Source organism: Microbacterium sp. K41 (assembly GCF_004794395.1).
Taxonomy (GTDB): domain Bacteria; phylum Actinomycetota; class Actinomycetes; order Actinomycetales; family Microbacteriaceae; genus Microbacterium; species Microbacterium sufflavum.
Genome location: NZ_SSDO01000515.1, coordinates 1 through 263, shown reverse-complemented (window position 1 = coordinate 263; position 263 = coordinate 1). Strand labels below are relative to the sequence as shown.

The window sequence follows — 263 nt, the reverse complement described above, 5'->3', positions numbered from 1 at the left end:
GCGACGGGCCCTCGCCGCGCGCTTCGGGGCCACCGCGCTCGACCGGGAGCCCGACGTCGTGATCGAGGCGTCGGGGCACGCGGTCGCGGAGGCGCTGGCCGGGGTCGCGGTGGGTGGCACGGTCGTGCTGGTCGGCAGCGTGTTCCCCGCCGAGCCGGTGCCCGTGGACGCCGAGGCCGTGGTGCGGCGCCTGGTCACCGTGGCCGGGGTGCACAACTACACGTCGCAGGACCTCGCCGACGCGGTCGCGTTCCTCGCGGGTC

General features: G+C 77.6%; 1 protein-coding gene. It reads left to right on the top strand.

The features are described from left to right. A partial coding sequence (locus DW309_RS17520; protein WP_168387314.1) for a zinc-binding dehydrogenase occupies window positions 1–263 on the top strand: 263 nt, incomplete at both ends.